This is a genomic window from Bacillus sp. TH17 (assembly GCF_016651125.1).
GTDB lineage: Bacteria > Bacillota > Bacilli > Bacillales > Bacillaceae_G > Bacillus_A > Bacillus_A mycoides.
In genome coordinates this window covers 824016-850164 of record NZ_JAEKEN010000001.1, presented here as the reverse complement: position 1 = coordinate 850164, position 26149 = coordinate 824016, and the positions used below count along the sequence as shown (strand labels likewise).

The window sequence follows — 26149 nt, the reverse complement described above, 5'->3', positions numbered from 1 at the left end:
AGCGTTTTCTTACCTTTTCCCGACAAAACAATTGGGAAATGTAAGACTCTAAAGGTTAGAAATAAAAAGGAACATTTGTTCTTATTTTAACAAATCTCTCCGCTCATGTCTATATGCTTTCTAAAGTAAATCGAATATTTTTCTGACATTTCTTTCTTTTTTACCATTTATCTCATACAATAAAAATACAGACAGACAAAGGGGGAATTTGCATATGATCGCTTTTTTTACTGATTTTATCATTGTTGCTACCCTCATCATCGGAATAACAGCATTGATTGGTGTCATTACAAATAGCATCGGTGAAAAACTCTTTGGTGGGAAAGAAAAAATGAAGTTTGTTAATAAAAGTTTAGATGTACAATCTGGCTGGAACCAAGTTGGCGGAAAAGGCATTTATAAAAAACGTACGTACTAAAAAAAGCAGGTAATCACCTGCTTTTTTTGTTATTTTCCTACTGATGCCCATTTGAAGCTTACTTCCCCGCCATACTTATGGTTGTACATATCTTTAATTGTTTCTCTTTGTAAATATGCTCTACCACGTTGATATACTGGAACAATCGCAGCGTCATCAAGTAACATTTTTTCTGCTTCAAGTAAGTTTTTCCAACGAGCATTTACGTCGCTTCCATCTTTCTTCGCTTTCATAATAATCTCATCGTACTTCGGATTAGAATACTTCATTTTATTTTGTGCCCCATCAGTTACGAACATATCAAGATATGTAACTGGATCTGGGAAGTCTGCACTCCATCCAGAGAATGACATTACAAAGTCGCCCGCATCTTCTAATTTTAGTTTTTGCGCGAATGGTTGTTGTTTAATTTTCACTGTTAAACCTGGTAAATTCTTTTCTAACTCACCTTTTAAATATTCACCAGTTTTCTTCGATAATTCAACGTCTTCATTTAATAGCTCTAATTCAATTTCGTTTTTACCAAGCTCTTTTTTACCAGCTTCCCAATACTTTTTCGCTTCTTTTACATTTGGTTTTACAATATCTCCATTTTCAACACGGAAATCTTTTTTATCCGGTCCTTTAATGAAATTGTCAGGAATTAATCCCGTCGCTGGCTTAGAACCGTTATTTAATAATGTATCAACGAATGGTTTACGGTCAAAACCAAGAGAAATTGCTTTACGAATATTTTTATTTGCTAAAGCTGGGTCTTTTTGATTTAAGCGAAGGAAGAATACAGATGTATCTTCTACCGTTTTGAAATCTGGTTTTCCTTTATATTTATCGATGAACTCTGCTAATAACGTCGCTCGATCGACTGCGTTTGTTTCATATAAATTAATTGGCGTAGACGTATCTTTTACAATATTAAAGTTTACTTCCTCAAGCTTCACTTCTTTATTGTCCCAATATGATGAGCTCTTTGTCATTTTGAAGCTACGTTCATGTTGCCAATCACTTAATGTAAATGGTCCGTTATAAAGTGTTGTATTTGCTTCTAAACCAAACTTCGCCCCTTGCTCTTTCACATACTTTTCATTAACAGGATAGAAGATCGGATAGACCATTAAATCAACAAGATATGGAATAGAATTATCTAATTCTACTTCTAGCGTATGATCATCAATCGCTTTTACACCTAATTGGTCTGGACTCATCTCTTTTTTATTAATTTTCTCAGCATTTTTTATATCGTACATAATGTACGCCGATTTCGCAGCTGTATCTGGATTAATTGCTCTTTGCCATGCATACACGAAATCTTTCGCCGTTACAGGTTCACCATTTGACCATTTTGCATCTTCACGTAATTTAAATGTATACTTTTTACCATCTTCTGACTTTTGGAATTCCTTCGCTACACCTGGAACTAATTTATCGTCTTTCCCAAGGCGGTATAGGCCTTCCATCGTATTGTTCATTACTTTTGAAGAAACTGCATCAGCTGATAACGCTGGGTCCATCGTTGGAATTTCTTGTGTTTCAATTAAGTTAATAACTTGCTTCGCACCGCTTTTCCCGCTATCCCCTTTTGCGTTCGCTTGCGGTTCATCTTTTTGGTAGCCACATGCCCCTAAAATCATGCTCATTGCTACTGTTGATGCTACAAAAACTGGTATCTTTTTTTTCATACTTCCACCCTCCCAAAAAAATGTTAGCCCTTTCATTTTCAAACAGAAAGAAATATATATATGTTCTAATAATTCATATTATACACATAAATATATTCTTTGTATATTTATATTTCTATTTCATTAAAATTTTCTGTTAACACCACGTGCCTTTGTAAACGTTTCACACTGCGTTTTTATTGAACTAAAGTGTTAAAAATGGTCATTTTTATACTCTTCTAAATTATCAGAGAAAAATAAATTTTATATTCTATAATATCTTACGCATAATTATTCCTCCTTTTTTGTCATAAAATGAAGGTTTATTCATATTGAAAATATGTAGGCTAAAATAAGTGCAAAGGATATGAAAGTGTGTTACGATACACTTTGCTAAAAATAGATATCGGTAAAGAGGGGACGGACATGACAGCAATTCGCTCAAAAAACGGGCCAACAGAGAAATTAAGTTTATTCTTATTAACATGGCCTATTTTTCTAGAAGTTTTTCTTTTTATGCTGATGGGGATCGCTGATACTTTCATGTTAAGTGCATTATCAGACGATGCTGTATCTGGGGTTGGTGCAGCGAATCAATACCTTCATATCGCGATTTTAGTACTAGAAGTCATAGGGAATGGTGCAGCTATCGTTGTATCCCAATACCTCGGTTCTAAACGCTTTATGGAAGCATCAAAAATATCAGCATTAGCCGTCACATTAAATTTAGTGGTCGGACTCATTATAAGCGCTGGTTTTCTTTTATTTTCAAAACATATGATGATGGCAATGAATTTACAAGGCGATGTACTAACGTATGCACAAAGCTATCTATCCATCGTCGGAGGAGCTATTTTCCTTCAAGCTATTATTAACTCATTAGCCGCAATTATCCGCGTTCACGGCTTTACAAAGCAAGCAATGTTTGTTTCGCTTGGAATGAATATCATTCATATCGCCGGAAACTACGTACTTATTTTCGGGAAATTCGGTCTTCCTGAACTTGGTGTGCAAGGGGCTGCTATTTCTTCTGCTGTCAGCCGGTTAATCGCACTTATCGTTTTCTTCTGGTTACTGTACCGCGTTATGGAATACCGTGTGAAATTACAATATTACTTCACTTTATCAAAAGAATACGTTGGCAAAATTTTAAAGATCGGCATTCCATCGGCATTCGAGCAAGTCATGTATCAAGCTTGTCAAATTGTCTTCTTATATTACGCAACATACTTAGGTACGGAATCGTTAGCTGCAAGACAATACGCTACTAACATTTCCATGTTCACTTATTTATTCGCCATTGCTATCGGTATGGGAACAGCTATTATCGTTGGACGCCTAGTTGGCGGAAATGAAAAGGATGAAGCGTACACACGTGTATGGAAAAGTGTACAATGGGCGATTGGTGTAACTTTATTTATGGTCATTCTCGTTGTTACATTCCGAACACAATTAATGGGACTATTTACGGATAATCCTCATATTATCGCTCTAGGGGCAAGCGTTCTTTTACTAAGTGTACTACTTGAAACAGGACGAACGATGAACATCGTCATCATTAATTCACTTCGTGCAGCTGGCGATGCAAAATACCCTGTTTTAATCGGCGCATTCTCCATGGTGTTAATGAGCTTACCACTCGGTTACTTTTTCGCCTTCCATTTAGACATGGGGCTCGTTGGTATTTGGCTAGCGATTGCTATCGACGAATGGACGCGAGCAATTATTATGTTCTTCCGCTGGAGAAGTAGATCGTGGGAAAATTATGCACTTGTTAAACCAAATGAGCAAGATGAGAGTGTTTCTGTTCAAGCGCAGTAAAATAAAAGTGTTTCTAAATGAAGAAAAAGGCGGCTGGATTTCAGTCGCCTTTTCTTCATTCTTGGAAACTCTTAATTTGCTGTCTTTAAACCGAAAAAGGACTTGGATAAAATCTCTTTATACTAAATTAAGTTTAATTAGTATAAAAAAATAGAGCCATCCTTCTTTAATAGAAGAATGGCTCTACTTTATTATTGATAGATTTCTTTATATTTCTTATACTCTGCTTCAGAACATAATACAAAATGTCCTGGGCGAATTTCACGCATTGTTGGTGCTTCCTCACCATATTGATGTTGAGATGGATCGTATACGATACGTTTACGATTGCGCTCATAATCTGGATCTGGAAGCGGAATTGCAGATAGTAGTGATTTTGTATATGGATGCATTGGATTCGCATATAACTCTTCACTTGTTGTCAACTCAACGATTTGACCACGGTACATTACACCAATGCGATCACTAATGTATTTTACCATTGATAAATCATGGGCGATGAATAAGTATGTTAAACCTTTTTCTCTTTGTAACTGTTTCAGTAAGTTTACAACTTGCGCCTGAATCGATACGTCAAGTGCTGAGATTGGTTCATCAGCAATGATAAATTCAGGTTCTACAGCTAGCGCACGAGCGATACCGATACGTTGACGTTGTCCGCCTGAGAATTCATGCGGGAAACGGTTTGCGTGCTCTTTATTTAAACCAACTGTATTTAATAATTCATGAACACGGTCCATACGCTCTTTTTTGCCTTTTGCTAGTCCGTGAATATCAATACCTTCTGCAATAATATCCCCTACTGTCATACGAGGATTTAATGATGCATATGGATCTTGGAAAATCATTTGCATTTTACGGTTGAACTTCTTCAGCTCGGCACGTGATTTTTTACCATGTACATTTTCACCATCGAACAACACTTCACCAGCAGTTGCATCATATAAACGAATAATCGTTCTTCCAGTTGTCGATTTACCACAACCTGATTCTCCTACAAGACCAAATGTTTCTCCGCGGTAAATATCAAATGAAATATCATTAACCGCTTTGACAACACCACCACTCACGTCGAAGTGCTGCTTTACATTTTTTACTTCAATTAATTTCTCACGTTGTTTAGTCATGTTGTTCACCTGCTTTCATTTGAAGAATGCGTTTTTCAACGACTGCCGGTGGTTTTACTTCTGGAGCTTGCTCGTGAAGTAACCAAGTTGCCGCATAGTGTGTATCACTTACTTTAAATAAAGGTGGGTCCATTTCAAAATCAATTTTCAATGCCTGCGGGTTACGTGGTGCAAAAGCATCACCCTTTGGCGGTTTTAATAAGTCTGGAGGCGTTCCTGGAATCGCATATAGCTCGTCCTCTGCACCATCTAAGCTTGGCATAGATGCGATTAAGCCCCATGTGTATGGATGTTTTGGATTGTAGAAAATTTCATCAACAGTTCCAATTTCAACAACTTTACCAGCGTACATAACCGCAACTCGGTCTGCAACGTTTGCCACTACACCTAAGTCATGCGTAATGAAAATGATTGCTGCTTCTGTTTTTTGCTGAATGTCCTTCATAAGTTCTAAAATTTGCGCCTGAATTGTAACGTCTAGCGCTGTTGTCGGCTCATCGGCAATTAATAATTTCGGGTTACAAGCTAACGCCATCGCAATAACTACACGCTGTCTCATACCACCTGAGAATTGGTGAGGATATTGTTTTAAGCGCGCTTCTGGATTCGGAATACCTACAAGGTCGATTAATTCTAACGCAACTTTACGTGCATCTGCTTTACTCATCCCTTGGTGTTTAATAAGGCCTTCCATAATTTGATTTCCAATTGTCATCGTTGGGTTTAATGATGTCATTGGATCTTGGAAAATCATCGCAATATCTTTACCGCGTACTTGTTGCATTTCTTTTTCTGTTAGTTTCGTTAAGTCACGACCTTCAAATACGATTTCACCGTTTTTAATACGCCCTGGAGGATTCGGAATTAATCCCATTAACGCTTTAGAAGTAACTGATTTACCAGAACCAGATTCTCCTACAATCGCTAATGTTTCTCCTTTTTTCAAATCAAAAGTAACACCGCGTACAGCTTGTACTTCACCTGCATGTGTATCAAAGGAGACTTGCAAATCTTTTACCTCTAGCAATGTTTTCATTTTTACTTCTCCCCTCTTTTACTTACGCATTTTTGGATCTAACGCGTCGCGTAATCCGTCTGCAATTAAGTTGAATGCTAAGATTAACATACTGATGACAACCGCTGGGATGAACATCATATGTGGATACGTTTGAATTGATTTATAACCATCATTTACAAGAGAACCAAGTGATGCGAATGGTGGCTGAATACCTAGTCCGATGAAGCTTAAGAATGCTTCACCAAATACCGCTGTTGGAATTGTAAACATTGTCATTACGATAATTGGTCCCATTACGTTCGGAATTAAGTGCTTCACAATTAACTGTGTATTCGTTGCCCCTAATGTACGAGATGCTAATACATATTCTTGGTTTTTTAATTTTAGGATCTGTCCACGAACGATACGCGACATCCCTATCCAACCTGTAATTGCCATCGCAAGTGTAATTGACCAAATACCTGATCCCATAATGATTACCATTAAAATAACGATGATTAAGTATGGAATACCGTTAATGATCTCCATAATACGTTGCATAATATTATCTACTCTGCCGCCATAGAAGGCTGAAATACCTCCATATGCAACCCCAATTACTAAGTCAATCGCTGCTGCTAAAAGAGCGATATATAATGATACTCGTGTACCTTCCCATGTTCTTGTCCATAAATCACGGCCAAGATCATCTGTACCAAACCAGAAGTACTCTTTAATATCACGTTTTTCATATTGGTCAACACCATATTGATCTGTACCGTCAAATGGTAGCCAATGAACATTTTCAATCACTGGAATTTTCGGTGGCATTTTCGCACGACCTAAATCCTGCTCTTTATAAGAATGCTTACTTACCATCGGTCCTAAAATTGCTAGTAGTACAATAAGCATTAATAATATGAAACCAAACATTGCACCTTTATGTTGGAACAAACGTCTTCTTACATCTTGCCAAAACGTTAAGCTTGGACGGGCAATGACTTCATTATCAACATTACTCTGATTGGCTGGTTGAAATAAATCTGGAGATAATTTTTGTACATCTTTCATCATTTTTTCCCTCCCGCTAAACGAATACGAGGATCAATAATTCCGTATAAAATATCGACAATGAAAATAACTAAGATGAAGATCGCACTATAGAAAATTGTAGTTCCCATAATAACTGTATAGTCATTCACTGTAATCGATTTAACGAATTGTTCCCCAAGTCCAGGTACAGCGTAAATTTGCTCAATAACTAGTGTCCCTGTAATTAATCCTGCAACCATTGGTCCTAAAATTGTTACAACTGGAATTAATGCGTTACGCAGTGCGTGCTTGATAATGATAACGCCTTGGCTAATTCCTTTCGCTTTCGCTGTTAAAATGTAGTCTGCTTGCATAACCTCAATTAACTCTGCACGAGCGAAACGTGCGATTGTTGCGATAACTGCCATCGATAAGGCAATTGTAGGCATTACTGTAAACTCCGGTCCTTTCCAGAATGCTACTGGGAACCAACCAAGTTTTACCCCTACGAAATATTGTAGTAATGCGGCGAATACGAATGAGGGTACCGACATCCCGAGTACGGAAATAATTGTCGCCCCATAATCGACCCACGTATTGTTACGAAGCGCCGCAACGATTCCTAAAATTAAACCGATAAATGTTCCTAATATAATCGCTTGTAAACCAAGTTGTGCTGATGGTCCAATACGATCCACAATCATATCTGTTACTGGGCGGTTATCATATTGGAATGATACCCCTAAATCACCTTTTGCTAAGTTACCTAAGTAACGTGCATATTGAACTGGTACCGGATCATTTAAACCATATTTTTCAAGAATGATTTCTTTTTGTGCCGGTGATAGCTTCTCCTGGTTTTTAAGCGGAGAACCCGGTAGTAATTTCATCAAAAAGAAAGTCAGTGTAGTAATTAAAAATAATGTCAAAGCCATGTACACGAAACGTTTTAATACATAACGTCCCATAGTCAAGCACCTCCCCGTTTTTCTCAAAAGCAATAAGATAGTTTAAAATATTCTTACTTTTATTTTTTTAAAATAAGAGCATATGCCCATCATAGGCATATACCCTTGTAAACGATGGAAAAAAGATTATTTTTGTTCAACAGATGCCCATTTGTAAGTTAATCTACCACCATAGTTAATTGGGATAATATCTTTTACGGCACCTTTTACCACATATGCTGAACCTTTTTGGAAGATCGGAGTAATAACTGCATCCTCTTTAATTAATATTTTCTCTACTTCTAAAAGGTTGTTCCAGCGAGCTTGTAAATCTTTTGTATCTGTTTTTGCTTTTAGAATTAGCTCATCATATTTCGGATTAGAATATCCTGTTTTATTTTGCGAACCATTCGTAACAAACATATCTAAATATGAGACTGGATCTGGGAAGTCTGGACCCCAAATACCAAACGCCATATCATATTCTTGAGAGTCTTCTAACTTATTTTTTTGTGCGAATGGCTGCTGTTTAATTTTGATCGTTAAACCAGGTAAGTTCTTTTCCATCTCACCTTTTAAGAATTCGCCAATTTTTTTCGCATCTTCATTATCGAAGCTTAAGAATTCTAGTTCAATTTTATCAGTGCCAAGCTCTTTCTTTGCTGTTTCCCAAAGTTTTTTCGCTTCTTTTGAATCCGTTTCAACTAGATTTCCATTTTCAGCACGGAAGTCTTTTTTATTCGGACCTTCAGCGAAATCTTTTCCAACAAATCCGTAAGCACCGATTGCGCCGTTGTTTAAAATAACTTTTGCAATGTTATCACGGTCAAAGGACATTGAAATTGCTTTTCTTAAGTTTTTATTACTCAAATACTTATTATTTTGATTAAATCTTAAGTAGGCAACTCCAGCTTCTTTTCGTGTTTGGAACTCTGGAGTTTGTCTAAATTTATCAACAAATTCCGATGTTAGAGCCGCACGATCAATCGAATTTGTCTCATATAAATTTACATCAGTCGATGTATTTTTCACAATATTGAAATTTATTTCTTCGATTTTAACCGTCTTGTTATCCCAATATGATGGGTTCTTCTTAAATTGGAAGCTTTGTTCATGTTTCCAATCACTCATAACGAATGGCCCGTTATATAATGTTGTATTTGCCTCTAAACCAAACTTATCACCTTGTGATTTCACAAAGTTCTCATTTAGTGGGTAGAACACCGGATAAACCGTTAAATCAATAAAGTAAGGAACGGGATTGTCTAATTCCACTTCTAATGTATAATCATCAATCGCCTTTACACCTAATTGGTCAGCAGGTAATTCTTTTTTATGAATTTTTTCTGCATTTTTAATATCGAACATAATGTATGAATACGTCGCTTTTGTATCTGGATTTACTGCTCTTTTCCATGAATACACAAAGTCTTTCGCTGTTACAGGTTCCCCATTCGACCATTTCGCATCTTTTCTTAACTTAAATATGTATTTCTTCCCATCATCTAGCTTTTGGACATCTTCAGCAATCCCAGGCATTCTCTTTTGATCTTTGCCCGTACGATATAAACCTTCCATCGTATTATTTAATGCTGTTGAAGATGCAGAATCTGATGCTAACGATGCATCCATTGATGGAATTTCAGATAACTCTGTTAAATTAAGAATCTGTTTTCCGTTACTACTACTAGTAGTGTTTTCTTTTCCTTTTGCGTCCTCTTTCTGGTAGCTACACGCGCCAAGCAACATACTTGCAGTTAAAGTTGATGCAAGTAATAACGGTATCTTTTTCTTCATGTTGTGTTGCCTCCCCTAATTGCACTTCCTGTACCCTCACTTGTAGAAAAACAGAATTGAAAGAATAATCTCCAAGTTTCTACAATTTTCATTATACATATAATATGACGATTGTGAATATAGTTTTTTGTTTTTTTGTTAAAATTTTTAATAAAATGTTTATATTTTTAATTTTTTGTAAAGAGATACGTTAACATTGCTACCATCATCTTGAAATTAGAACCTCAATTGCGTATAATTTTCAAAAAATTATTTATATTACTTATTATAACTTTTATAGTATAATAATTCTAGTAATATTTTGACGGAGGGGAATATTTTGAATAAAGTTTTTTTCATACTTGTATACTATTTTTGGTTGCGATAATCGCTTCTAGTGTGGGCGCATTCCTCGTTTCATCTCATTTTTTGTTGAATTTTGTCAACATCTCATTCTATATTGCATTGTTTTTTATTCTTATAGGTGGTTTTTTATTCATATTTCAAAACGGATTTTTTAACGTAACAATTTACGCATTCCAAAGAGTATTTGGTACGAATAAAAAAATTGACTCTTTAATTGAAGAAGCAGAGGAACCTATCGATAAGAAAGAACGTATTTATAAAACATATTCATTCAAATGGACGTATCCGATTTGTATTACCGGTATCGTACTTGGGTTGTTCTCGATCCTCATTAGCTTTACTATTTTGATGTAGTTTGCAAACACTATCCCATATGATATAATAATCAGCAAAACATTTTGTTATAAAACTTTAGTTCTTTCATATTAAAAGAGCTTAGGTAACAATAAATAAATTTATATGTATGCGATGATAAAGAAGAGTACATATTGAGGCAATTTCAGAGAGCTTGTGGCTGGTGTGAACAAGTAATTGCGCAGTATGGAATGGGCTTTTGAGCACCAAACCGAACCGAAAGTAGTAGGCTTTGGCGTTATATCCAGACGTTATTATGGATCTTGAGAGATTTCACAGCTGTGAAATAATTAGGGTGGTACCGCGGTCCATTCGTCCCTATGTAATTTGGGATGAATGGGCTTTTTTGTATGCCTTCTCTTCCCCATCGCACATTCAATTTTAGGAGGAATTACTTATGTCAGTTATCTTTTCTGGTATTCAGCCAAGCGGAACAATTACACTTGGAAACTATTTAGGAGCTATGAAGCAATTTACAGAGCTTCAAAATGAACACGACTGTTATTTCTGTATTGTAAACCAACATGCGATTACAGTACCTCAAGATCCCGTACAACTTCGTAAAAACATTCGCAGTCTTGCTGCACTTTATGTAGCATGTGGCATCGATCCTGAAAAAGCTACTTTATTTGTACAATCAGAAGTACCAGCACACGCTCAACTAGGATGGATTATGCAATCAGTTGCTTACGTTGGAGAATTAGAGCGTATGACGCAATATAAAGATAAATCTTCTGGTAGAGATTCAGTTCCAGCTGGATTACTAACGTATCCACCATTAATGGCTGCTGATATTTTACTTTACAACACTGAAATCGTACCTGTTGGTGATGATCAAAAACAACATATGGAATTAACACGCGACCTAGCAGAGCGTTTCAACAAACGCTTCCGTGAAGTGTTCACTGTTCCTGAAATTCGTATTCCAAAAGTAGGAGCTCGCGTTATGTCATTAACAGAACCTACGAAAAAAATGAGTAAATCTGATCCGAATCCAAAAGCAATGATCAGTATGCTTGATGAACCAAAAACAATTGAAAAGAAAATTAAAAGTGCTGTAACTGATTCTGATGGTATCGTGAAATTTGATAAAGAAAACAAACCTGGAATCTCTAACTTATTAACAATCTACTCTTCATTCTCTGGAAAAACAGTTGAAGAAATAGAAGCAATGTACGAAGGAAAAGGATACGGCGATTTCAAAGGCGACCTAGCACACGTAGTCGTAGAAGCAATTCGTCCAATCCAAGACAAATATAACGAACTAATCAACTCACCAGAACTAGACGAAATTCTAGACAAAGGTGCCGAAAAAGCGAACCACGTTGCATTCAAACAACTACGCAAAGTAGAAAACGCAATGGGATTAAGTAGAAAACGTAGGTAACTTATAAAGCGGAGGCAGCTCGTTCAGCTCTGACTGGCTAAGGTTCTTTCGCATAGAAGACGCTTTTTGTCTTCTTATGCGGAAGGTTCTTAGACACGAAGAGCTTGCTGCCAGAGCTGGATTACTACAAAAAGCGGAAGCGGCTCGCTCAGAATGTGAGGGGGATGGAGCTCCTGACGTAGAGGCGCTTTTTGCCTCGCAGGAAGGCGCGAAGCCACCGAACATTCTTGTCACCTCCATAAAAAAAACCGCCAATTGGCGGTTTTTTTAATTTACCTTCTGCTCATTTTCCATTTCCCATAACTTTTCAAAAAACGGCTGTCCTTTTACAAGGCGCTCACATAATTGCTCGTGCTTCTCAGACCATCCAGTTTTCGCTTCATCATAAAGTTTAGCCCAAACATCTTCAAACTCCATATGTTGGACCATTCCGTACGCTGATGGATCCCACTCTGTGAACCAATAGCGAATTTCAGCTGGATTTTTCGTTGTATGTAATTGATCTAATGCCATAAATAATAATTGTTTTAACTGTCTTTCTTTACGAGTTAGGCCATTCATAATGAAAGGCGACGGCGATAAAATATGATGTTCTTTTTCAATCTCTTCCACTTGGAACTCATACTTTTCTGCTTGCACATTCTCTACCATCTCATATACCATCTGTTCTTGACGCGGTATAAGCCTACTTTTTCTAATTGGCACATTATAGCCGATTGAATCAATCGCAATAATTCCTTTTCCATCTGTAACTACAAAACAATATTCTTGTTGCAAACGTTCGTGATTTTTACGAATATAAGCCTTATGATATACGTCTTCCAATAATTTTTGCGGAAGCTCTAATAATTCGTTCTCGATGTAATGATATAATGTGGCATCTACTTTTAATAATGGCACTTGATCTAATAGCTCAATCGTATCATCTTTCCGCCATTCGTAAAAATGACAAACGTTATACCCATTCTCTTCACCTTCAAACCAATTTACCCATACATCATGTAGATATAACATTCACTACCCCTCACTTCACTACTGTTTGTACCAATCATTATGTTCAGTTTCGCTTAACTTTATTCCACTTGAGGAAATATATTCTAATTATTATTTTTTCTTCTATGATATAAAAAAACAGGAGATAGCTCCCCTGTTTTTCATGAAACATGAAATGTATTTGCTTTATTCAATATTTCTTTCGCATCTATAGATAATAAAGAAAGTGTATTTTCTCCTTCAAATGCTACACAATCTTTCACAATATGAAATCCAAGTGCATAGCCAAGCATTTTCGGATACGAGTGCAGTCCATTTAATAAAACATCATGCTCCCTCGTACCTCTCTTTACGCCTATTCGTTCTTGTATTGAATTCCTCCAATAATAAATAGCATCTTCTTTTGAAATGTAAGTAGTCCACGGTGCACATCTTTTTTCTGTATACCTTTCATACACAGCTTGCTCAGCTAACCCTTCCATAATCATCGTATCAAGTAATGTATACTCTGTTTCTTTCGTCTCAATTTGATGTAACCTACATATATGATGGTATTCATGCGTTAATAAAGCTTTTAGTTCCTCTACTGAATTACGTCCACATACGAATAAGAAAATAACGTGACGCATAGATAAGCCAGCCTTCCCGTTATATTCCTCTTGTACAGTTCGATTGTATGAATCTGATAATAAAATAAAGATAGGGACATCTGGACCTTTTAGCCAACCTTTCAATTTTTCATACTCCATGCTAAGTTCTTTCCAAATTTCTTTCTTCTCTAACTCTTTAATTTCCTGCTCCCCCCGCATTACTGGGCGATACATACCTTTAGAGATTAAAAAGCGATACAGTCTCTCTTTTGGCAATGGAATATACTTTGTAAATTTCTCACAAAGCTTCTCTGGACGTCCATAATACAGATGTAACCATTCTGCCGTTTCAACAACCCCCAACCTTCATCCCTCCTTTTCTTATGTATATGCAAAAAAGAAAGGAACGTAAAGGTGATAAAAAATAAATAAGGTGTCTTTTCGTAATACTTTACGAAAAGACACCTTATTGTACATATTATTTATATGCTTTAAATACTAATACTGCGTTATGACCACCGAATCCTAATGAATTACTTAATACAGCTCGCACTTCTTGATGCCTCGCTGTATTTGGTACGTAATCTAAATCACATTCTGGATCTGGTGTTTCATAGTTAATCGTCGGAGGAATTACTCCGTCTGTAATTGATTTAATAGAGAAGATTGCTTCAACAGCACCAGCTGCTCCTAATAAATGACCTGTCATTGATTTCGTTGAGCTAATCGCTACTTTATATGCATGCTCACCGAAAGTTTCTTTAATTGCCATCGTTTCATACTTTTCATTTGCATCTGTACTTGTACCATGTGCATTAATGTAATCAATATCTTTTGGCTCTAGACCTGCATCAGCTAAAGCTTGACGCATCGCACGAACTCCGCCTTCACCGCCAGGAGCAGGCATTGTAATATGGAACGCATCACCAGTTGCACCATAACCAGCAATTTCCGCATAAATGTGAGCACCACGTGCTAATGCGTGCTCTAATTCTTCAAGAATAAGAATTCCTGATCCTTCACCCATTACGAAACCGCTACGATTTTTATCGAATGGGCGGCAAGCCGTTGCTGGATCTTCATTGAATGTTAATGCTTTCGCTGAGCTAAACCCAGCGAATGCCATACTTGTTAATGGCGCTTCTGCTCCGCCTGTTATCATCGCATCAGCATCACCGCGCTGGATTACTTTAAACGCATCACCAATTGAGTTTGCTCCAGATGCACAAGCTGTTACAGAGCAAGTATTAATTCCTTTCGCTCCTGTAGCGATTGACACTTGACCTGCTGCCATATCTGGAATCATCATTGGTACGAAGAATGGGCTCACGCGGCGCGGACCTTTTTCAGTAAAAATCTTAAATTGTTCTTCGTATGTTTCCATACCACCAATACCAGAACCAACCCATACACCAATGCGTGGTGCATTTTCTTCTGTAATTTCAAGCTTCGCATCCGCAACTGCCATTTTCGCTGCTGCTACTGCATATTGCGTAAAGCGGTCCATACGGCGCGCTTCTTTTTTATCTATATATTTTTCGACTTCAAAGTCGTTAATTTCTGCTGCTACTTTTGCAGGAATTTGTTCTGAATCTATTCTTGTAAGTCGTCCGATTCCGGATACACCGTTTTTAATGTTTTCCCAAGCTGTTTCAACATCTGTTCCGATCGGTGTAACAGCTCCTAGCCCTGTAATTACGACCCTCTTTTTTTCCATACAAAATACACTCCTTTTTTTCTCTCAGTCCTTATTTACCCCAACGAAGAGCTACTGCTCCCCATGTTAACCCGCCGCCAAAACCGACTAGTATAATTAAATCACCATCTTGAATACGTCCATTTTGCAATTCCTCTACCATTGCAATTGGAATTGAAGAAGCCGATGTATTACCGAACTTTTCAATTGTCATACTCATTTTTTCTTTCGGTAAATTTAATCTTTCTCTTGCAGATTCCATAATACGAATATTCGCTTGATGTGGTACTAAGAAGTCCACATCCTCTTTCGTAAGTCCCGCTTTTTCTAACACGCGAAGACAGGAATCACCAAGTTGGCGAACAGCAAATTTAAAGACTTCTCTGCCGTTCATCATAACATACTCGTCTTGATAAAGATGCTTACCGCCACTTCCGTCCGCTCCTAATTCAAAAGAAAGTACACCTTTTCCTTCCGAAACAGCTCCCATTACGATAGCACCTGCTCCGTCCCCAAATAGTACCGCTGTATTTCGATCGTTCCAGTCTACAATTTTAGATAGTTTGTCACTACCAACTACTAATACATTTTTATAAGTTCCCGTTTGAATAAATTGCTGCGCTGTAATCATTCCGTACATAAAGCCAGCACACGCTGCACTTAAATCCATTGCGGCTGCGTGTTTTGCGCCAATTGCTTCTTGGATTACACAAGCTACTGCTGGGAATGCGCGATCTGGCGTTACTGTTGCCACTAAAATAAGATCGATATCCTCTCCGCTAATCCCGGCATCTTCAAGTGCTTTTTTAGAAGCCTCTACCGCCATATATGAAGTATCTATTGTATCATCGGCAATGCGTCTTTCTGCAATTCCCGTTCTCGTACGAATCCATTCATCAGATGTATCTACGATTTTCTCTAAATCGTGATTTGTGACTACTTTTTCTGGCACATATCTTCCGATCCCTAAAATGCCCACGTTCACATCGCAGCCCTCCGTTTTATATCAATTATTATGACTTGGTACTAATTTTAAAACATAAATGTACTTTTGTCTAGAATATATTTCAGCTAAAAAAATAAGACAGCGTATTACTAACTTTATTTTTCATTAAAAGAAACAGAAAAAGCCCTTTCCGCTTCTATCCACAGCTCGAGCCTCTCTCCCATCAAAAAAGAAGATTTTTATTCTTTATCTGCTTTCCCTTCAAAACTAAGACCTTCTCCTCATAACCTTCCCCTTTAGCCTCATCATCCCTCAGGTTTCACTCCACTCGAAATAAAAAAAGGCCCCAACCGCTTCTATCCACGGCTCGAGCCTCTCTTCCATCAAAAAAGAAGGGTTTGGTTTTATTCTTTATCTGCTTTCCCAAGCTCATATGCTTCGCCCATTACTTTCATCAATAGCTCTAACACCGGCTGTGCTTTCTCCATATCAAGTGCAATTCCATTAGAATCTAAAATTGTCTTTGCTTCTGGTAAATGCTTCATTGCGATTTGTAAAAATTGCATACTTTTTTCGTTCATGTAATCTCTTCCTCTCCATTAAAGCTTTTCAATCAATTATCCATACAATAGTGTAACATGCATGCTACCCTTCGTATAACTCTTTATATTTTTTCATATGTGCCAATTGTTTATTTAAACCGAATTCTACTGGTGTATTTTTTTGAATAGAAATAACCTCTACAGCTTCATCTCTTACTTCCACATTTTTGTTATTTACTTTATCATCTGCATGTAAAAGACTCATACCCTTTTCCCATAACTCTTCTTTTCCACTAAGTAAATTATATATACCGAGGTGTTTTACATTCATTCCATTTTCCCATAAATATTCACATACATCTTCAACGTAAAGTAAATCACTTCCTTTTTCTCCATTTATACAACGGCACTCTTTTTCATCAAGTTCTGATAAAATAAGCTGATGATACATCATAAACGACGGTTGCCACGGCCCATATAATGTAGGAACTCGATATGCACTATATTGTAATTCGCCTTTTTTCAACCCTTCTTCCACTTTCGAAAATAGATGTTTGTTTTCGGATTCTTCAGTGCTTCCTATTTCAATAGAAGAAATTAGATTTAACTTTACTTTATTTTTTTCACACATCCTTACGATTCGTTTTAAATATTGTAATATGACCCTTTCATTCCGAAATCCACTTTGCTGATTCGGCTCATACAAGCAAAAATAAACTGTATCGAAACTCTCTTCCTCTACCGATCGCCATCCGTCTTCATCCCTTATAGAATAGTACGTAAATAACGCATTCCGCCCAATCAACAATAATTTCTCTTCATTAATTTTTGTCATACTATCAAATTCATCAAAATCAAGACCATATACTTCTACTTCTTCTGCAATCATTTTATTCACAAGGTGATAACCTACAAACGTAAGTGCACCTATAATCAGCACGCGTTTCATACCACCAACCCTTTCCCCTTGAAACAAATAGCTCCTCATTTATGTATATGGGAGCTTCACAATTCTTCTTCATATTTTTTAAAGAAATCCGTCGTTTGTCTAACCATTTTATATTTCACATCTTGCAGATGGAATAAAACAGAAGTATCGCATTGATTGAATTGCCTCATTTTCTCGTATTTACGTAACAATTGTTTTCTTCCTCTTTTTTCCTGTGTTGAGACAAAAACTTTAACAGGTACACAAGATGGCAGAAGCGCAAATGATTTCTTATTTATTTTTGATTCTAATTCTTCTTCTTTGGAATCATACGCCAAACTTAATTCCTTCACTAATCTTTTGTAAAAAAACTTATGCTCTTTCTCAAAATCCACATATTCTGGTAAATCTAAACACGGATTTAACATAACGACAGAACGTATACATTCAGGGTATTTGTTCATCATCTCCAGTGCTACAAGCGCTCCCATACCATCTGCCATAATGTGCATTTTCGCATTCAATGTCTCTTTTCTTAGAACGACATCATACAAACGTTTTGCAAGACGAACAGCTCGGTCGTTCCCCCAATGCCTTCCGTATAAGTTAGATGAAAAGACCGTATAACCTTTTTCAATAAGGCCCTGTAAAAAATAAGCTCTCCCTGCATGCTGTGTCCATAAACTTGTACCATTCTCAATAAAATAGTTATAATCTCCTAGGAGCATAACAGAAAATCCATTTGGCTTTTCCGGTAAATAAATTACACATGGTTCTTTTTCTAAGTAAAAAAACGTTCCGTAATACTCATTTTTCCCCCGCCTTATTTTCTAAACGTATAAAAGTACTCTTTATAATGTATGAACAGAATGCAAATTTGCGTTGAAAAATCTACAAATATTTTTCTATATTCTTTTTTCAATTGTGTTACAATAAGGACAGATTGAACGAATAGAGGTGTAAAATATGCGTTTCATTTGGGCATTAATTTGGTCGTTCGCACTTGTACATATGATGAGCTATGTAATCGGCTCTATGACTGGCGGTACATACGATTTTAACCAAGCGTCTATTTTCTCAGTTGTTCTTGCGGTATTAGTATTAGCGATTGCAGCTGCGATTCCAAACGAGCCAGTAGAACAACACTAAAAAAAGAGTCCGGATTTTATCCGAACTCTTTTTTTACTTCACACGCACGACTAATTCGTTATTTTCTACATCAACCACTACGTGACTATTGTCAGTAATCGCTCCTGCAATTAATTCTCTCGCTAATTTCGTCTCAACTTGACGCTGTACATATCGTTTTAACGGACGAGCTCCGTACAGCGGATCGAATCCAGCTTCTACAACAAATTCTTTTGCAGATTCCGTCAATTCTAATGATATGTGGCGATCTGCTAAACGCCCTTGTAATTCTTGTACAATCTTATCAACAATACCTTTAATTTCATTCCTTGTAAGAGGTTTGAATAAAATAATTTCATCGACACGGTTTAAGAATTCTGGTCGGAAATGTCCTCTTAATTGTCCCATTACAAGTTCTCTTGACTCTTCTTTAATAGAACCATCTTCTTCTAGCCCTTCTAATAAGTGAGCAGATCCAATATTTGAAGTCATAATAATAACCGTATTTTTAAAGTCTACTGTACGTCCTTGTGAATCTGTAATGCGGCCATCGTCTAACATTTGTAATAAAATGTTGAATACTTCTGGATGTGCTTTTTCAATTTCATCTAACAAAATAACAGAATATGGTTTACGTCTTACTGCTTCTGTTAATTGACCACCTTCTTCATATCCAACATATCCAGGAGGCGCTCCAATTAAGCGTGACACTGCGTGTTTCTCCATATACTCAGACATATCGATACGAATCATTTGCTCTTCACTGTCAAATAGTGTTTGCGCTAACGTTTTTGCAAGCTCAGTTTTACCAACACCTGTAGGGCCTAAGAAAATAAATGAACCAATTGGACGATTCGGATCTTTAATGCCAGCGCGAGCACGAAGTACTGCGTCTGATACAAGGCTTACCGCTTCCTCTTGACCGATAACACGCTCTGATAAAATTTGTTCAAGACGTAATAATTTCTCACGTTCACCTTCAACGAGTTTTGCGACAGGAATACCAGTCCACCTTGAAACAATGTCTGCAATTTCTTCTTCACTTACTTCCTCGCGTAATAAGCGATTCTCTTGTTTATTATGTGCACCCATCTCTTCCGCTTCTTTTAACTCTTTTTCGATAGCTGGAATTTTCCCGTGGCGAAGCTCAGCTGCTTTATTTAAATCATAATTTCCTTCTGCTTCTTCTAACTCACGGCGCAAGCGCTCTAAATGTTCACGTAAGTCACGCACTTTATGAATGTCTTCTTTTTCTTTCTCCCATTTCGCTCTCATACTACTTGCAACTTCTTTTAAATCCGATAATTCACGTTGCAATGTTTTTAGGCGCTCTTGACTACCTAAGTCCTTTTCTTTCCCAAGAGCAGCTTCTTCAATTTCCAGCTGCATAATGCGGCGCGTTACTTCATCTAGTTCTGTTGGCATAGAATCAATTTCTGTTCGAATTGTTGCACAAGCTTCATCAACTAGATCAATCGCTTTATCAGGTAAGAAGCGATCCGAAATGTATCGATCTGATAAAACAGATGCTGCTACAATCGCGCGGTCATGAATATTTACGCCGTGATAAATTTCAAAACGCTCTTTTAAACCACGTAAAATGGAAATTGTATCCTCAACAGTTGGCTCTTCTGCTAACACTTGTTGGAAACGTCTTTCTAACGCTGGATCTTTCTCAATATATTTACGGTATTCATCTAATGTCGTTGCCCCGATACAATGCAGTTCACCACGCGCTAGCATTGGTTTTAACATATTTCCCGCATCCATCGCTCCTTCTGTTTTACCAGCGCCGACGATTGTATGAAGTTCATCAATGAATAATAAAATGCGACCTTCACTCTTTTTAATTTCATTTAATACAGCTTGCAGACGTTCTTCAAACTCACCGCGGAATTTTGCTCCGGCCACAAGTGCACTCATATCTAAAGCGAAAATTGTTCTATCTTTTAATCCTTCTGGGACATCTTTTTTCACAATACGCTGCGCTAATCCTTCAACGATTGCTGTTTTACCAACACCTGGCTCTCCGATTAAAACGGGGTTATTTTTCGTTTTGCGTGAAAGAATGCGGATCACGCGGCGAATTTCACTATCTCTGCCAATTACAGGATCAATTTTCCCCGCTCTTACTTCAGCCACTAAATCACGGCCATATTTTTCTAACGCTTCATAAGTTGCTTCTGGATTTTGACTAGTCACTCTTTGATTCCCCCGAACTGTCATTAAAGACTGTAATAAGTTATCTTTCGTAATATAAAATTTTGCAAATAATTGATTTATATCGCCTTTCTCTTCAGAAAAAGCAAGTAATACATGTTCGATTGAAATGTAGTCATCTTGCAATTTCTCCGCTTCTTTTCCCGCTTTTACAAGCAGTTGTTGCAAAGCACCTGTTACATATAATTTCCCTGCCTCTGCCCCGCTTCCAGTTACAGAAGGCTTTTTCTTAATTAAACTTTCGGCGCCTTGTTTTAACGCTTCTATATCGACATTCATTTTTTGAAAAATACGTACTGTTAATCCGTCTTGCTGCTCTAATAACGTAAGCAATAGATGAACAGTATCTACTTCTTGATGATGATGAGATACCGCTAAAGATTGAGCACTCATAATCGCTTCCTGTGTTTTCGTTGTCATTTGATTTAAGTCCATCTTTACAGCCCTCCAAATGTTTGACTTTCTTTGACCTTTGATTTGATTATACGCCAACTGACTTTTTTATACAATAATTTTGCTTATGTAGTTCAAACTTATTATTGGAAAAAGAAAAAAGTAACATTCATTTTCCTAATCAAAAAAGCCGCAATAACGATTGCGGCTTCTGTTACGGTTTTCTTTTATATGTCCACTGACGGTTATGATTTGCGTTCTCTGGAAACTTTTCACCGGCAGTTAATTGTACCATTTGCGGATTTTTCACCATACTTCCCGTTTCACCAATTTCTACGTAAATGCCATCATTTGGCGCTTTTTGCCCTGAACGAAACCTGCGATTTTGTCCCATTTTCATTCTCCTTCCATGACGTCTTGCCTCATTAGTATATCCATTTTAAAAGAAAGCCTTTCTGTCATGTTTAGGAAACAAGTACTACCGTTTACCCATGTACATATATATAATTACACAAGCTTAAGCAGGAATTATTGGCATATTTGTTAAAAAAAAAGAAACCAACCTACTTTAGGCCAGTTTCAAAGGAGAGTCAAACATATACGAGAAGATTACATGTTCATTATAAGTCGCATCATTCAAACAATGTAACCCTTTTCACAAATTGTACATAATGAAAGAAACATTGTTTGAACTTTCTAAAAAGACATTGACTTTTCCTAATTTCCAACGAGAAATAGTAGACACCACAGCGCTTCGCGACGTAAGATGGATATATAGTGAAACTTTCATCTACAGTAGTTTCACCCAGTCTAACCTCTTATTTCTGCATATTAAAAACGGAAATACAGATAGAATCAAAAAATTTATTATAAGAGGTGAAATTATGAACAAACAACATTTAATCGCATTAGACTTAGACGGAACTTTATTAACAGACAACAAAATAATTTCTCCAAGAACGAAAAACACAATTGCAAAAGCAAAAGAACAAGGACATATTGTCGTTATTTCAACAGGACGTCCATTCCGCGCTAGTTACGATTATTATAAAGAACTTAGCCTTAACACACCAATCGTAAACTTTAATGGAGCTTACGTGCATCACCCTCTTGATTCAAGTTGGGGAACACATCACTCTCCTCTCGAACTTTCAACAGCACAAGAAATCGTCCGAGCTTGCTTTGATTTCGGCGTGAAAAATGTCTATGCTGAAGTCATCGATGATGTGTATGTCCGTGAAATTGATGAAGATAAAAAACATATTTTTGAATTCGGTTCTCCAAAGATTTTCACAGGAGATTTATTAAATATTTTAAACGACCATCCAACTTGCTTATTAATCGATGCACATGACGAGCATTCTGCTACAATTCGCCAACATTTAACAGATATGCATGCTGAAGTCATCGACCATAGAAAATGGGGTGCGCCTTGGCCAATTATTGAAATTGTAAAAAGCGGATTAAATAAAGCTGTCGGATTACAAAAAATTTCAGGCCATTATAATATTCCTAAAGAGCGAATTATCGCTTTTGGTGATGAGGATAACGACTTTGAAATGATCGAATTTGCTGGTCATGGAATCGCAATGGGTAATGCAATTCCTGAATTAAAATCACTCGCAAATCATACGACATTAACGAATGAAGAAGATGGTATCGCTCTATATTTAGAAGAGGTTCTTGGATTGTAATCTAAAAATTCCCTGCTTATAGTTTCTCGCCAAACGCTCATACTATTATTAGACGCAAAAGTCAGCGCGTCAATTGTTTTCAGCTAAATAAAGGGGGTTTTTCGAATGGGTAAAAAGAACAAATCAAAACGTTTTATCCAGCAAGGAGCCGATGCTGTTATGAAGCATGATGCAAGATTCCCGTACAGAGGTACATTAGCTGAGGCAGAAAAAGCGAGAAGTAACTCTTCATTTGGAGGGGTTTAAATGGGGAACTTACTATTCCAACAAGCTAGAGACGCTGTTTCAAGTGCCGTTTCTTGTTCAAGTGGCGCTGAACAACAGGAACTCGTTTATAGAGCAAAAAACTCTTTGCACTCTGCTTATGCAAACTCTTCAACTGCTGAAAAAGTTCAGCTACGTGAAATGCAGGAGCAATTGCAAAACATTACGAATTCGCATTAAAAAAGGAGGACCAGCTTTGGTCCTCTTTAATCTTTTCTAAACAATCCAAACACACCGACCGTTTGCAGTATATTTGTAAATGCACCTGGGTCCACTTGTTTAATAACCCTCTCTAATTCGTACAACTCATAACGAGTAATAACAATCATTAACATTTCTTTATTTTCATTTGTATAAGCACCTGTTGCTGGTATAGTTGTAATCCCTCTCACTAAGCGAGAGTGAATCGCTTTTCGCACATCTGCCCCGTTCTTTGTAACAATTAATGCCGTAATCTTCACATGACGGGTATGAATCGCATCAATAATTCTCGTTGATACATACAAAGTGACTAAAGTATATAATGCCTTTTCCCATCCATATACGTAGCCAGCAGCGATAATGATAAGTGCATTAAAGAAGAAAAAATACGTGCCGACAGGCTTATCTTTTATTTTTGATAAAATCATAGCAATAATATCTAGACCACCTGTAGAAGCCCCCCACTTTAAAGCAACCCCTACCCCAATCGCTGAAATAATCCCACCAAAAATCGCATTCAATATAATATCGTGCGAAACCGCTCTAACTGGGATAATTTCTAAAAACAAAGTCATAAATACAACACAAAGAAAACTAAAAAATGTAAAGGCCTTCCCAACCTTTTTCCACGCTAAAATAACGACAGGAATATTAAATAAACTAAACAATACCCCCGTAGATATATGAATAGATAAAAAGTCACCTAATATTTGTGACAATAATTGAGACAATCCAGCAAAACCACTCGCATACACTTTCGCTGGTGTTAAAAATAAATTCATCCCAATCGCATTTAATAAACCCGCAATAATTACAACGACTAACTTCTTAATAAGTTCAGTATAATTCAGCTTCAAATCCATTTCTAATCCACCTTTAGTATTCATGAATGCACCGCTATACATAGTCTTTACGAAAAAGGAAATGATAAACATACAACGTTTAGAAATGGAGTTGATACATATGCCACATACTAGCGATAACGACAAAAAAGCACGCGACAATAATGCAAAGCGCACTCAAAAAAATGAACAAGAGCAAAAAAATATTCAGCAAGGAAAACGTGCATATTCTAAGAAAACCGATCACCTTTGATTACATCGTACATCAACTTTAATGTTGATGTACTTTTTTTACATTTTACAGGGAAAAAACATTAAAAATTCACTTCATGTTCACTTCTATATTCTACAATAGCGATAACATATTCGGATGAGGTGTTAGCATGAAAGGAAAAAGTACATTCATTATCACTGCACTAATAAGTATATTAATGCTATCTGCTTGCGGACAAAAAAATGACTCGGCCACAATCGCTACAACAACAAACTCAACAATTACAAAGAGCGATTTCGAAAAACAATTGAAAGATCGATACGGAAAAGACACGCTATACGAAATGGTGGCACAAGATGTTATTACTAAAAAATATAAAGTATCTGATGATGCAGTAGATAAAGAAGTAGAAAAAGCAAAAGATCAATATGGAGAACAATTCAAAGCAACACTAGAAAATAATCGTTTAAAAGATGAAGAAGATTTCAAAAATCAAATTAAATTCAAACTTGCATTGAATGAAGCGATTAAACAAAGCGTTACAGAAAAAGATGTGAAAGACCACTATAAACCAGAAATTAAAGCTAGTCACATTTTAGTAAGTAACGAAAATGAAGCGAAAGAGATAAAGAAGAAATTAGATACCGGCACTTCATTTGAAGAATTAGCAAACCAAGAATCTCAAGATCTAGCATCAAAAGATAATGGCGGAGACCTCGGATACTTCGGGGCAGGCAAAATGACACCTGAATTTGAAAAAGCTGCCTACAAATTAAAGCCCGGCCAAATTAGCAATCCCGTAAAATCACCAAACGGCTATCACATTATTAAACTAACTGATAAAAAAGATTTACAACCTTACGATAAAGTGAAAGACTCTATACGTAAAGACTTAGAAGAAGAACGTCTTGCCGACCCTTCCTTCGGTCAAAAATTATTACAAGATGAATTAAAAAAGGCGGATATTAAAATAAACGATAGTGACTTGAAAGATACATTTTCTCATCTTTTTGGGAAAGGTAAATAAAAAACGAGGGTGCAAACTTTTTGAACAGTATGCATGATGGTAAATGAGATTGTATCGGCATTTTTTCGAATATATCGATTTACCGACGAAAATTAACAACATAAAGAAGTAGGCTGCTTAAGCAGCCTACTTCTTTTATTCTTTCATTAATACTTTCAGCTTTTTCTTCAGACTTTTATAATGCCAATTGATGTGATCTAGTTCTATCTCTACTTCAATTAATATATCTATTAAGTCGTCTTTATTTTGCTGAGATTTCATAATATTTTCAAACAATTTTTCGAATCTTTCACTACTCTCATATATATCATTTAAATCCACCGCTAATATTTCACGTTCTTTTTCAGGGCATACTATGGAAAGACGGTTTATTAATTGTTCAAGTACATTATCTTGCACTTCCGTACCTCCGTTTCAATATCTCATCTATTCTTTCTTAATCTCTTGTAACAAAAGCATACAAAATTCAACTGAAGCTATTAGGGGGCACCATACCCAAAAAAGAAAACTGTACATTTAGACATTAAATTGACGTATTTCAATTTATTCCCTGTACGTTAAGGAATTAGTTTGTATATTTGTGGAGATATA

26 protein-coding genes, 1 pseudogene and 1 other annotated feature are annotated in these 26149 nt (G+C 36.6%); of the genes and pseudogenes, 10 read left to right on the top strand and 17 right to left on the bottom strand.

Annotated elements, in window-relative coordinates:
- The first annotated feature begins 214 nt into the window (after positions 1 to 214).
- Positions 215 to 418, top strand: a complete 204-nt coding sequence (locus JFT95_RS04185) for a hypothetical protein (protein ID WP_000559981.1) — start codon at positions 215 to 217, stop codon at positions 416 to 418.
- A 29-nt stretch (positions 419 to 447) separates the two neighbouring features.
- On the opposite strand, the gene JFT95_RS04180 is transcribed toward JFT95_RS04185, so the two are convergent.
- Positions 448 to 2094 carry a peptide ABC transporter substrate-binding protein gene (locus JFT95_RS04180; RefSeq protein WP_002125935.1) on the bottom strand — a complete coding sequence of 549 codons (1647 nt, stop codon included), beginning with the start codon at positions 2092 to 2094 and terminating at the stop codon, positions 448 to 450.
- Between the two features lie 354 nt (positions 2095 to 2448).
- On the opposite strand from JFT95_RS04180, the gene JFT95_RS04175 reads away from it, so the two are divergent.
- Positions 2449 to 3894 carry an MATE family efflux transporter gene (locus JFT95_RS04175; protein ID WP_201051529.1) on the top strand — a complete coding sequence of 482 codons (1446 nt, stop codon included), beginning with the start codon at positions 2449 to 2451 and terminating at the stop codon, positions 3892 to 3894.
- A 191-nt stretch (positions 3895 to 4085) separates the two neighbouring features.
- Here JFT95_RS04175 and JFT95_RS04170 read toward each other — a convergent pair whose 3' ends face one another.
- The 5 genes from JFT95_RS04170 to JFT95_RS04150 form a co-directional block, all read right to left on the bottom strand.
- Positions 4086 to 5021 carry an ABC transporter ATP-binding protein gene (locus tag JFT95_RS04170; protein ID WP_002086978.1) on the bottom strand — a complete coding sequence of 312 codons (936 nt, stop codon included), beginning with the start codon at positions 5019 to 5021 and terminating at the stop codon, positions 4086 to 4088.
- Positions 5014 to 6057, bottom strand: coding sequence for an ABC transporter ATP-binding protein (locus JFT95_RS04165; protein WP_002011337.1), 1044 nt, complete (start codon positions 6055 to 6057; stop codon positions 5014 to 5016). The genes JFT95_RS04170 and JFT95_RS04165 overlap by 8 nt, the downstream gene beginning before the upstream one ends.
- Before the next feature lie 18 nt (positions 6058 to 6075).
- Positions 6076 to 7092 (bottom strand): oligopeptide ABC transporter permease, encoded by a 1017-nt coding sequence (opp3C, locus tag JFT95_RS04160; protein ID WP_012260546.1) that lies wholly within the window; start codon positions 7090 to 7092, stop codon positions 6076 to 6078.
- Positions 7089 to 8018 (bottom strand): oligopeptide ABC transporter permease, encoded by a 930-nt coding sequence (opp3b, locus tag JFT95_RS04155; RefSeq protein ID WP_000534165.1) that lies wholly within the window; start codon positions 8016 to 8018, stop codon positions 7089 to 7091. Before opp3b ends, opp3C begins: the two co-directional genes overlap by 4 nt.
- A gap of 126 nt (positions 8019 to 8144) precedes the next feature.
- Positions 8145 to 9794, bottom strand: coding sequence for a peptide ABC transporter substrate-binding protein (locus JFT95_RS04150; RefSeq protein ID WP_201051527.1), 1650 nt, complete (start codon positions 9792 to 9794; stop codon positions 8145 to 8147).
- A gap of 363 nt (positions 9795 to 10157) precedes the next feature.
- Here JFT95_RS04150 and JFT95_RS04145 point away from each other — a divergent pair, with 363 nt between their 5' ends.
- Both JFT95_RS04145 and trpS read left to right on the top strand, forming a co-directional pair.
- Positions 10158 to 10493, top strand: a complete 336-nt coding sequence (locus JFT95_RS04145; protein WP_201050402.1) for a DUF3899 domain-containing protein — start codon at positions 10158 to 10160, stop codon at positions 10491 to 10493.
- Between the two features lie 105 nt (positions 10494 to 10598).
- Positions 10599 to 10816 (top strand) — a binding site (T-box leader).
- Between the two features lie 74 nt (positions 10817 to 10890).
- Complete coding sequence (gene trpS, locus JFT95_RS04140) at positions 10891 to 11880, top strand: tryptophan--tRNA ligase (protein ID WP_201051525.1); 990 nt, start codon at positions 10891 to 10893, stop codon at positions 11878 to 11880.
- A gap of 267 nt (positions 11881 to 12147) precedes the next feature.
- On the opposite strand, the gene JFT95_RS04135 is transcribed toward trpS, so the two are convergent.
- The 7 genes and pseudogenes from JFT95_RS04135 to JFT95_RS04105 all read right to left on the bottom strand — a co-directional run bounded on the left by JFT95_RS04135 (position 12148) and on the right by JFT95_RS04105 (position 18386).
- On the bottom strand, positions 12148 to 12894 hold the full coding sequence (locus JFT95_RS04135) for a YjbA family protein (protein WP_002030367.1): 747 nt from the start codon (positions 12892 to 12894) through the stop codon (positions 12148 to 12150).
- A 140-nt stretch (positions 12895 to 13034) separates the two neighbouring features.
- Positions 13035 to 13826 carry a DUF2268 domain-containing putative Zn-dependent protease gene (locus JFT95_RS04130; protein WP_002030365.1) on the bottom strand — a complete coding sequence of 264 codons (792 nt, stop codon included), beginning with the start codon at positions 13824 to 13826 and terminating at the stop codon, positions 13035 to 13037.
- Positions 13827 to 13941: 115 nt separating this feature from the next.
- Positions 13942 to 15180 (bottom strand): beta-ketoacyl-ACP synthase II, encoded by a 1239-nt coding sequence (gene fabF, locus JFT95_RS04125; RefSeq protein WP_002030364.1) that lies wholly within the window; start codon positions 15178 to 15180, stop codon positions 13942 to 13944.
- Between the two features lie 31 nt (positions 15181 to 15211).
- Positions 15212 to 16144 carry a beta-ketoacyl-ACP synthase III gene (fabH, locus tag JFT95_RS04120; protein ID WP_001100550.1) on the bottom strand — a complete coding sequence of 311 codons (933 nt, stop codon included), beginning with the start codon at positions 16142 to 16144 and terminating at the stop codon, positions 15212 to 15214.
- A gap of 365 nt (positions 16145 to 16509) precedes the next feature.
- On the bottom strand, positions 16510 to 16686 hold the full coding sequence (locus JFT95_RS04115) for a ComZ family protein (RefSeq protein WP_201051523.1): 177 nt from the start codon (positions 16684 to 16686) through the stop codon (positions 16510 to 16512).
- A 64-nt stretch (positions 16687 to 16750) separates the two neighbouring features.
- Positions 16751 to 17623, bottom strand: coding sequence for an NAD-dependent epimerase/dehydratase family protein (locus JFT95_RS04110; RefSeq protein ID WP_002086991.1), 873 nt, complete (start codon positions 17621 to 17623; stop codon positions 16751 to 16753).
- A 29-nt stretch (positions 17624 to 17652) separates the two neighbouring features.
- Positions 17653 to 18386 (bottom strand): annotated as a pseudogene (locus JFT95_RS04105) (lipase family protein).
- A gap of 155 nt (positions 18387 to 18541) precedes the next feature.
- On the opposite strand from JFT95_RS04105, the gene JFT95_RS04100 reads away from it, so the two are divergent.
- Positions 18542 to 18724 carry a YjzD family protein gene (locus JFT95_RS04100; protein WP_001211111.1) on the top strand — a complete coding sequence of 61 codons (183 nt, stop codon included), beginning with the start codon at positions 18542 to 18544 and terminating at the stop codon, positions 18722 to 18724.
- Between the two features lie 33 nt (positions 18725 to 18757).
- Here JFT95_RS04100 and clpB read toward each other — a convergent pair whose 3' ends face one another.
- Together clpB and JFT95_RS04090 are read right to left on the bottom strand one after the other, a co-directional pair.
- On the bottom strand, positions 18758 to 21358 hold the full coding sequence (gene clpB / locus JFT95_RS04095; RefSeq protein ID WP_201051521.1) for an ATP-dependent chaperone ClpB: 2601 nt from the start codon (positions 21356 to 21358) through the stop codon (positions 18758 to 18760).
- A 172-nt stretch (positions 21359 to 21530) separates the two neighbouring features.
- Entirely contained in the window at positions 21531 to 21710 is a 180-nt protein-coding gene (locus JFT95_RS04090) for a YjzC family protein (protein ID WP_002086997.1), read from the bottom strand.
- A 490-nt stretch (positions 21711 to 22200) separates the two neighbouring features.
- On the opposite strand from JFT95_RS04090, the gene JFT95_RS04085 reads away from it, so the two are divergent.
- The 3 genes from JFT95_RS04085 (at position 22201) to JFT95_RS04075 (ending at position 23454) form a co-directional block, all read left to right on the top strand.
- Complete coding sequence (locus tag JFT95_RS04085) at positions 22201 to 23010, top strand: Cof-type HAD-IIB family hydrolase (protein WP_201051519.1); 810 nt, start codon at positions 22201 to 22203, stop codon at positions 23008 to 23010.
- Positions 23011 to 23115: 105 nt separating this feature from the next.
- Positions 23116 to 23256, top strand: a complete 141-nt coding sequence (locus tag JFT95_RS04080; protein WP_000516816.1) for a hypothetical protein — start codon at positions 23116 to 23118, stop codon at positions 23254 to 23256.
- Positions 23257 to 23454 (top strand): DUF3813 domain-containing protein, encoded by a 198-nt coding sequence (locus JFT95_RS04075; RefSeq protein ID WP_002011309.1) that lies wholly within the window; start codon positions 23257 to 23259, stop codon positions 23452 to 23454.
- A gap of 26 nt (positions 23455 to 23480) precedes the next feature.
- Here the strand turns inward: JFT95_RS04075 and JFT95_RS04070 are convergent, their stop codons facing one another.
- A complete protein-coding gene (locus JFT95_RS04070; protein WP_002125914.1) occupies positions 23481 to 24338 on the bottom strand; it encodes a YitT family protein in 858 nt (285 codons plus the stop codon).
- Between the two features lie 100 nt (positions 24339 to 24438).
- On the opposite strand from JFT95_RS04070, the gene JFT95_RS04065 reads away from it, so the two are divergent.
- Both JFT95_RS04065 and prsA read left to right on the top strand, forming a co-directional pair.
- On the top strand, positions 24439 to 24570 hold the full coding sequence (locus tag JFT95_RS04065) for a DUF3941 domain-containing protein (protein WP_001120851.1): 132 nt from the start codon (positions 24439 to 24441) through the stop codon (positions 24568 to 24570).
- Positions 24571 to 24700: 130 nt separating this feature from the next.
- Positions 24701 to 25558 carry a peptidylprolyl isomerase PrsA gene (prsA, locus tag JFT95_RS04060; RefSeq protein ID WP_201051517.1) on the top strand — a complete coding sequence of 286 codons (858 nt, stop codon included), beginning with the start codon at positions 24701 to 24703 and terminating at the stop codon, positions 25556 to 25558.
- A gap of 135 nt (positions 25559 to 25693) precedes the next feature.
- On the opposite strand, the gene JFT95_RS04055 is transcribed toward prsA, so the two are convergent.
- Entirely contained in the window at positions 25694 to 25957 is a 264-nt protein-coding gene (locus tag JFT95_RS04055) for a hypothetical protein (RefSeq protein WP_201051515.1), read from the bottom strand.
- Positions 25958 to 26149 lie beyond the last annotated feature (192 nt).

Coding starts and splice junctions, on each gene's coding strand:
- opp3C (WP_012260546.1), bottom strand. CDS start 7,092: ATGATGAAAGATGTACAAAAATTATCTCCAGATTTATTTCAACCAGCC.
- JFT95_RS04065 (WP_001120851.1), top strand. CDS start 24,439: ATGCCACATACTAGCGATAACGACAAAAAAGCACGCGACAATAATGCA.
- JFT95_RS04185 (WP_000559981.1), top strand. CDS start 215: ATGATCGCTTTTTTTACTGATTTTATCATTGTTGCTACCCTCATCATC.
- JFT95_RS04115 (WP_201051523.1), bottom strand. CDS start 16,686: ATGAACGAAAAAAGTATGCAATTTTTACAAATCGCAATGAAGCATTTA.
- clpB (WP_201051521.1), bottom strand. CDS start 21,358: ATGGACTTAAATCAAATGACAACGAAAACACAGGAAGCGATTATGAGT.
- opp3b (WP_000534165.1), bottom strand. CDS start 8,018: ATGGGACGTTATGTATTAAAACGTTTCGTGTACATGGCTTTGACATTA.
- JFT95_RS04135 (WP_002030367.1), bottom strand. CDS start 12,894: ATGTTATATCTACATGATGTATGGGTAAATTGGTTTGAAGGTGAAGAG.
- JFT95_RS04150 (WP_201051527.1), bottom strand. CDS start 9,794: ATGAAGAAAAAGATACCGTTATTACTTGCATCAACTTTAACTGCAAGT.
- JFT95_RS04080 (WP_000516816.1), top strand. CDS start 23,116: ATGGGTAAAAAGAACAAATCAAAACGTTTTATCCAGCAAGGAGCCGAT.
- JFT95_RS04090 (WP_002086997.1), bottom strand. CDS start 21,710: ATGGGACAAAATCGCAGGTTTCGTTCAGGGCAAAAAGCGCCAAATGAT.
- trpS (WP_201051525.1), top strand. CDS start 10,891: ATGTCAGTTATCTTTTCTGGTATTCAGCCAAGCGGAACAATTACACTT.
- fabF (WP_002030364.1), bottom strand. CDS start 15,180: ATGGAAAAAAAGAGGGTCGTAATTACAGGGCTAGGAGCTGTTACACCG.
- JFT95_RS04170 (WP_002086978.1), bottom strand. CDS start 5,021: ATGACTAAACAACGTGAGAAATTAATTGAAGTAAAAAATGTAAAGCAG.
- JFT95_RS04075 (WP_002011309.1), top strand. CDS start 23,257: ATGGGGAACTTACTATTCCAACAAGCTAGAGACGCTGTTTCAAGTGCC.
- prsA (WP_201051517.1), top strand. CDS start 24,701: ATGAAAGGAAAAAGTACATTCATTATCACTGCACTAATAAGTATATTA.
- JFT95_RS04100 (WP_001211111.1), top strand. CDS start 18,542: ATGCGTTTCATTTGGGCATTAATTTGGTCGTTCGCACTTGTACATATG.
- JFT95_RS04180 (WP_002125935.1), bottom strand. CDS start 2,094: ATGAAAAAAAAGATACCAGTTTTTGTAGCATCAACAGTAGCAATGAGC.
- JFT95_RS04085 (WP_201051519.1), top strand. CDS start 22,201: ATGAACAAACAACATTTAATCGCATTAGACTTAGACGGAACTTTATTA.
- JFT95_RS04165 (WP_002011337.1), bottom strand. CDS start 6,057: ATGAAAACATTGCTAGAGGTAAAAGATTTGCAAGTCTCCTTTGATACA.
- JFT95_RS04070 (WP_002125914.1), bottom strand. CDS start 24,338: ATGGATTTGAAGCTGAATTATACTGAACTTATTAAGAAGTTAGTCGTT.